The following is a 6,341-nucleotide window of genomic DNA, read 5'->3' as shown; positions in this document are numbered from 1 at the left end:
AACATGTTCTCCAAATACCTTGCTCTCGAAAGCCTTTAAGCCATATGCAGAACCAAGAAGGAATGCATCAACTAATAGGAACTTATATGAAACTTGACACCCTCTCAGTATTATTAGATGCAAATTTAAATAACTTCTTGTTTCTTAATTACATGCTTTAAAAAGTTTTTGAATTTTAAATTCTTTCAACATGAATCGCTACAACTGGGCAGGATTCTTCGGCTCTCTTTGCGCATTCATAAAGCTCCTCGGGAATTTCACCTTCAGAAATTTCATCTGTCAACTTCATTGAATATTTATCGATAACTCTATTTTTACCATTATCTAAACCTAGTTGAAATATTTCGCTACAAACTGTAGGTGCGACACCACAAGCTATACAAGTTCTTCTATCGACTATAACTCTAATTTTTCCCATTTTTGTCCCCTTTTTTATATTATTAAATAATAAGGTTATATTTTAATTTTTGTCTTTAAAAAAAACTTTAAAAAAGATCTTTTTGAAGATCTCAAGCTGGAAAATTAGCTTTTTACTTGATAGGTTTCAATAATATAACCATAAAAGCCGGAAAGAAGCATCTGAATAGCAAAAGATGCTATAATTAAAGACATGAACTTTCCCAAACCGTTAATAAATGTAGGTCCTAAAAGTCTCAATAATGCAATCGATACTATCAACGTTAAATATACGAAAAAGCAAGACAAATACGCAGCTAAAAGAGTATTAATGATTCCATGCAGTTCTCCGAATATAATAAGTGACGTCATAGTTCCCGGGCCTATGATCAAAGGTGTTGCTATTGGAACGACTATCAAATCTCCTGTTTCTACCTCTTTTGGCTTATGTCCCGTAGTCAAAGTGTCAATAGCTACAGTAAGAAGAATTATCCCTCCTGCAATCTTTAAGCTATAATATGAGATGCCAAAAAAAGAAAGTATATATCCGCCAGCTAAAACAAAAATTGTACTGAGAAAAAGAATAGTCAAAAAGACCTTATTTGTTATTGAAAAGAAACCCTCTCTCTGATTGCTTTCGACTAGGTCAGCAAATTTAGGTATAGCTACTAACGGATTCATTACAGCATAGAGCTGTAAAGACAAAACTATTATTTCACTTGCTGAAATATTCATATATATGCTCACCTTTTTTCTTTAAAAATAATTTTGTGCATCTTAAATTTTTAGCTTTTCAAACAAAAATATTTGTACTAGTATTCATTTCGCATTAATGAGGTTTTTAAATTATTGTGCAATTTCTTTATAAAGAAAAAAAGAATAAATTTTAATAATATTATTTCTACGCAAGTTTATAGAAATTTGGTGAATCCATATGTGTAGGTTGTTTGGATTTATAGGAGATCCTGGGTTTGAAGATACCCTTTATAAACCAACATTACATGCATTTGTATCCTCCAGTTATGAAGATCCGTACGCTGCCAATATTTTCAAAAGGGCTAACTTTTCTCATAAAGAAGGTTGGGGGGTATTTACAGCATTAATAAACGGGAGAAAGGTCTCATATAGCATAAGAAAAAGTTTGCATCCAGTATACATAGATAAGCCTAATGATAAGCTTTTAAATAGCGAAGATGAGAGATACTACCGTCCATTTGCAGTTAAAATTTTTCATGCAAGAGCTACAAGCGAAAAATCAACGGTCAATATATTAAATGTTCAGCCATTTGAATTCATGACCACATCTGGTTCAAGACTGATTATAGCACATAATGGTGCAGTAGACAAGCAAAAACTTATTGGAATGATCGACGAAAAAGAAAGCTATAAAAAAATATTTGAAAAGTATAGCGACACATATGTGATGGGAAAATATTTATCATCTATAATTCAAGATGATATAAAACATGAACAAATAAAAAACCTTAAAGAGTTTACTCTTTCCGCTTTGAATATCTCTTTAGTTCTTCTAAATGAAGAAAAAATACAGGTTGTGTTCGGAAACTATTACGTAAACGACGAAGAAAAAGATTACTATAAACTATATGTCAAAAACTTAAGAGATGCGCTGGTGTTTTCTTCATCTACTGCTGTAGATTTTTACTTAAGCGCAGATGACAAGCAAAACTCTGGATGGTTTACACTAAATAATGGCGACTTTTATAAGTTTGAAGTGAATTATTCTAAAAAAATACCAAAGCTTGAAGATTTGACCGTATTTAACATTAGATAAATTTTAATATTTCTTTCTTATAGCATTATAAGCCGAAAGTACATCTTCTATAAATCTATCTTTTTTGTATAAATATGCTGGGTGCCCAGAGCTTTCATATACTTTAAGCTTTCCATTTGGGAGAGATTCTACAAATTTTTTAACCGAATCAAAATCGATTATCGTATCCTTTTCTCCTATAATCACGCAAACCGGAAAATTGTATTTGTTTAAAGAACTTAGTACATATGTATCATCAGTTCCTACTGGGCCTATTAATAACAATCCTGAAACAGGGTTTGATGCGGAATATAAAAGAGCTAAATACCCTCCCATGCTAGCTCCAACCAATAAAGGTGGTTTTAAATCTTTCTTTATTTTTTTAAGTGCTTCTTCCAAAAATGCCTCGTTTTTGTGCATATCTGTATCTTTTGGCTCGCAACTATTTTTTATGCCATAAGGCATATCCAAAGCAATGTAAGGTATTTTTTTCTCGTCAAAAATCTTAAATATCCCCACTTCATTCCATACATCGCTACTAAAGCTATAACCATGTAATAAGACGATGGGACAATCTTCGAGATCTATATTGTCATATATGTAATTACACTGTGTCCTACCTACGCTGATTTTAGAGCTTTTCAATTTTGATCATCTTTTCTACAATAATTATATTAAATATTACATGTAAAATAAAAAAATATTTTCGTCAAATTGCCTTAAATATATTGTAATATTTAAAGCAAAGGATTGATGAATATGCATGAAATAGCAATAGCCCAAGGAATTATAGAAGCTATTAAAGAAAAAGCTTTTCACGAAAAAATCAGCGAAGTAAAAGTATTATTTGGAGAGCTACAAAATATAGATATAAACATTGTTATGAATTACGTAACGATGACATTAGAATCATTAAACATAAAAGTAAAGCTTTCATATGAAATTCGGGAAGCCCGATTCAAATGTAACAAATGCGGTTATGAATGGAGTCTGAGCGATGTTAGTTTGAGCGAGGACGAAAGAGAAATGATACATTTTATGCCTGAAGCTGTACACACAGTAGTTTCATGTCCTAATTGTAAAAGCTCTGACTTCGAAGTTCTCGACGGAAAAAATGTTATGATGCTGGTGAGATAATTTGAGTCAGAAATTAATAGATCCCAGAATATTCGGGATAAGAACCAAGACAGCTAATGTAAAAAATATTATTGGAATAGTGAGCAGTAAAGGAGGTGTAGGGAAAACAACCATTTCTACCCTCTTAGCAATAGCACTTAATGAGCTAGGTTTAAAAACAGGGCTTTTAGATCTCGATTTGACCAATCCTAATACGCATTTAATATTAGGAGCTGACATGAAAATTAACTTCGAAGAAGAAAATGGGATAAAACCAGTAATTATAAATGAGATAAAGTACTTCTCTCCTGTCATTTTAACAGAAGGAAGAATTTCCCCTTTAAGAGGAAGAGAAATAGATAGCGCATTAAAAGAACTTCTTTCTATACTCGACTGGGGAAGTCTCGATTTTCTAATAATTGACACCCCTCCTGGAATGTCGGATGAGCTATATGACTTGATAGAATTGCTTCCCCAGATAAAATTGATATTAGTATCTTCTCCTGACAAATTATCTTTGGAAAGCATCAAGAATATGATCAAAAATTTGGAAAAAGAAAATGCAAAAATTTTGGGAATTGTAGTGAACTTGTATAGAACAACCTTCGATGCTTATAAAAACCATAAAGAATTATTAAATAAAGGATTAAAGATGCTAAAGCTTATCTCGTATGACGATACTTTTATTTTTTCATTAGGATCAATAGACAAAGTTAAAAACACAACAGTATTTAAAGAAGTTTATGATATCGCTCTCGAAATATTAAAAGAAGCCAGAAAAGACTGAGGTATTTGATATGAAGCTTAAGGACATATTATATATAGCAGTAATTGCTGCTGGGTATGCTGGATTAACTGTTTTAATCGCTCCAATAGCATATGGTCCAATTCAGGTGAGGATTAGCGATATTTTTTTAGTGCTTCCGTTCAACAAAAAGTTCGGAACAAAGGCTATTTGGGGGCTTACTATTGGCACGTTCATTGCAAATTTAAATTCTCCATATAACCCATATGACCTTATCCTGGGAACTACTGCTTCTTTCATTTCAGCTCTTGCTATCTATCTTTGTGGCAAGTATATCAAGAATAGAAAAGTAGGACTTATAGCTGGAATTGCTGCATCCATTGTAATTGTGGACTTTTTCATAGCCTTTTTGCTCCTAAACTTTATATTTAAAGTACCTCTAGGTATAAGCATGCTTGGCGTTACTATAGGTCAAATAATATCTGTAGGTATAGGTGGATATCTACTAGCTATAGGGCTAGAAAAGAAGTTTCCAGAAGAAGGTGAGCAACAAATTGCTGAAAGTCTCCAATCTAACAGTTGAATTTTTTAAAAAAGTGGCTTTAGAAGATATAACTCTTGAACTTCCCCCAGGAGTGCATGCGATTTTGGGACCGAATTCCAGCGGAAAATCGACTCTACTGAAAGCGATTGCCTCTTTAATTCCAATAAAAAAGGGAGAAGTTATATATGATGGAATTTCAATCTCTAAACTTCCGCCCAAAAAAAGAGCTCAAATTGTTGGATATTGCTGGCAAAATCCGTATCAAGGTTTTTTTGAAGATAGTGTGAAGAGGGAAATCGAGTTTATCCTCAAAAATACAAACGCAAAAGCCTCCGAAGAAGTCTTAGAAATACTTGGTGTAAATAAGCTATACGAAAAAAATCCATTTAGGCTAAGCGGAGGAGAAGCTAGAAGAGTGAGCATTGCTAGTATAGTTGTCGCTGATCAACCGATAATACTGCTTGATGAACCTTTCAATGATATGGATTTGGATGGTTATTTATCTATAGTAAATCTTTTAAGCTTTTTCAGAAAAAGAAACAAGACCGTTATTATAGCTTTAAACAATTCTATGCACCTTAATTTAGTTAAACCTGATGATGTATTTGTTATATACGGTGGAAGGATCGTTGAAAAGACGACTCTTAGAGAATTGAATGATGATGTCTTAGAAAAGTACAATATTGTAACGAGGAAGCTGATCCTTGAATCCGCTTGCTGAGGTTATAAAAGCCAAAGAAATAGATACTTGGCTACATAAAGAAAAATCTTTTTATTTAAAGATTTTCTTGCTATTTTTTACAGTTTTCGGAGCCTTTTATCCAAATAGAATAGATGTTATGATTTTTGATTCTATTTTGCTAGCATCTTTATTTATTTCTGGAAAGCTTTACGATCTTTTTATCAGTTTGATATTTTTATATTCAATGACTATTCTTCCAATTGAGCTGATAAGCTTTTTAAGTGGAACGAATGTTAGTTATCTTATATTTCTAGCAATTTACACCCTTTCCACTGTTCTTTCTTTTTTCTTATTTACTTCGACGACAAAAAATGAAACGATCGAAGAGAAGATTAAAATAAAAGTGCTTATATATTCTTTCAATTTCATTTATTATGCAATTTATGAGCTCCAAGAAATAATAAATAGTTTTAAAGTAAGAGGATATCGAGTTTCTTATTTAAAACCTTGGAAAGCTGTTCCTATTTTGGTAAGCTATGTATATTTATTGTCGCAAAGACTAGACATGATAGAAATTTCAGTTGAAGCGAGAGGTGGAGATTGAACATATTTATTTATAAAAATAACTCATTAAATATTGGTATTACAAAGCTGAAAAGTATATTAAATTGATGCTGTTTATCAATAATTTTAAGGGCCCGTAGCCTAGCCAGGATCAAGGTACCGGCCTTCGGAGCCGGGGATCCCGGGTTCAAATCCCGGCGGGCCCGCATGAATTTTTCTTTTCAAATTTTTATTAGTTTTTTAAATGACTTGCCGAATAGCTGTTGGAAAGAGTAATACGGATAAAAATATTTTTCTCTAATTTTTATCAAAAAAGACTTCACGTAATAAAGTATATTCTTTTAATAATTTATTAATGAGAAACGCCTAGACAAACTATTTTGAGTTCCATATAAGCTTATAAGTTCGGTATCAAATTATATCAAGACCTATGAAGCTCGAACCCCTAAGAATTAAATTCCTCTTTTCTCCTAATATAATGTTAGATTTATTTTATTTATATTTGCTAATAAAATTAGCAAAA

At 32.0% G+C, this 6,341-nt stretch carries 9 protein-coding genes and 1 tRNA gene; 7 read left to right on the top strand and 3 right to left on the bottom strand.

Annotated features, from left to right (window positions below):
- Positions 1-175: 175 nt before the first annotated feature.
- Together ACP5SL_RS05795 and ACP5SL_RS05790 are read right to left on the bottom strand one after the other, a co-directional pair.
- Positions 176-418 carry a ferredoxin gene (locus ACP5SL_RS05795; RefSeq protein WP_428228328.1) on the bottom strand — a complete coding sequence of 81 codons (243 nt, stop codon included), beginning with the start codon at positions 416-418 and terminating at the stop codon, positions 176-178.
- A 104-nt stretch (positions 419-522) separates the two neighbouring features.
- Positions 523-1,131, bottom strand: coding sequence for a MarC family protein (locus ACP5SL_RS05790; RefSeq protein ID WP_428228327.1), 609 nt, complete (start codon positions 1,129-1,131; stop codon positions 523-525).
- 199 nt (positions 1,132-1,330) lie between these two features.
- Between ACP5SL_RS05790 and ACP5SL_RS05785 the strand changes: the two genes are divergently transcribed.
- Positions 1,331-2,188, top strand: a complete 858-nt coding sequence (locus ACP5SL_RS05785; protein WP_148683483.1) for a hypothetical protein — start codon at positions 1,331-1,333, stop codon at positions 2,186-2,188.
- Positions 2,189-2,191: 3 nt separating this feature from the next.
- Here the strand turns inward: ACP5SL_RS05785 and ACP5SL_RS05780 are convergent, their stop codons facing one another.
- Positions 2,192-2,812: an alpha/beta fold hydrolase gene (locus ACP5SL_RS05780; RefSeq protein WP_428228326.1), complete on the bottom strand. Its 621-nt coding sequence runs from the start codon at positions 2,810-2,812 to the stop codon at positions 2,192-2,194.
- A 108-nt stretch (positions 2,813-2,920) separates the two neighbouring features.
- On the opposite strand from ACP5SL_RS05780, the gene ACP5SL_RS05775 reads away from it, so the two are divergent.
- The 6 genes from ACP5SL_RS05775 (at position 2,921) to ACP5SL_RS05750 (ending at position 6,024) form a co-directional block, all read left to right on the top strand.
- Positions 2,921-3,304 (top strand): hydrogenase/urease maturation nickel metallochaperone HypA, encoded by a 384-nt coding sequence (locus ACP5SL_RS05775; protein WP_014557412.1) that lies wholly within the window; start codon positions 2,921-2,923, stop codon positions 3,302-3,304.
- Position 3,305: 1 nt separating this feature from the next.
- The gene (locus tag ACP5SL_RS05770; RefSeq protein WP_014557413.1) at positions 3,306-4,070 is read left to right on the top strand and encodes a P-loop NTPase; all 765 of its coding nucleotides are present in this window, start codon (positions 3,306-3,308) and stop codon (positions 4,068-4,070) included.
- A 10-nt stretch (positions 4,071-4,080) separates the two neighbouring features.
- On the top strand, positions 4,081-4,611 hold the full coding sequence (locus ACP5SL_RS05765) for a QueT transporter family protein (RefSeq protein ID WP_272985673.1): 531 nt from the start codon (positions 4,081-4,083) through the stop codon (positions 4,609-4,611).
- Positions 4,583-5,293: an energy-coupling factor ABC transporter ATP-binding protein gene (locus ACP5SL_RS05760; RefSeq protein WP_428228325.1), complete on the top strand. Its 711-nt coding sequence runs from the start codon at positions 4,583-4,585 to the stop codon at positions 5,291-5,293. Before ACP5SL_RS05765 ends, ACP5SL_RS05760 begins: the two co-directional genes overlap by 29 nt.
- Positions 5,277-5,858 (top strand): hypothetical protein, encoded by a 582-nt coding sequence (locus ACP5SL_RS05755; RefSeq protein ID WP_428228324.1) that lies wholly within the window; start codon positions 5,277-5,279, stop codon positions 5,856-5,858. Before ACP5SL_RS05760 ends, ACP5SL_RS05755 begins: the two co-directional genes overlap by 17 nt.
- 90 nt (positions 5,859-5,948) lie before the next feature.
- A tRNA-Arg gene (locus ACP5SL_RS05750) sits at positions 5,949-6,024 on the top strand.
- Positions 6,025-6,341: the final 317 nt, after the last annotated feature.

This window comes from Fervidicoccus sp. (assembly GCF_049967375.1).
In the GTDB taxonomy this organism is placed as follows: domain Archaea; phylum Thermoproteota; class Thermoprotei_A; order Sulfolobales; family Fervidicoccaceae; genus Fervidicoccus; species Fervidicoccus fontis.
This window is presented reverse-complemented; position numbering and strand designations above follow the sequence as displayed.

Bases quoted from the DNA above. Each gene is read 5' to 3' on its own strand.
- ACP5SL_RS05775 (WP_014557412.1), top strand. From the start codon at position 2,921: ATGAATATGCATGAAATAGCAATAGCCCAAGGAATTATAGAAGCTATT.
- ACP5SL_RS05765 (WP_272985673.1), top strand. From the start codon at position 4,081: ATGAAGCTTAAGGACATATTATATATAGCAGTAATTGCTGCTGGGTAT.
- ACP5SL_RS05785 (WP_148683483.1), top strand. From the start codon at position 1,331: ATGTGTAGGTTGTTTGGATTTATAGGAGATCCTGGGTTTGAAGATACC.
- ACP5SL_RS05795 (WP_428228328.1), bottom strand. From the start codon at position 418: ATGGGAAAAATTAGAGTTATAGTCGATAGAAGAACTTGTATAGCTTGT.
- ACP5SL_RS05790 (WP_428228327.1), bottom strand. From the start codon at position 1,131: ATGAATATTTCAGCAAGTGAAATAATAGTTTTGTCTTTACAGCTCTAT.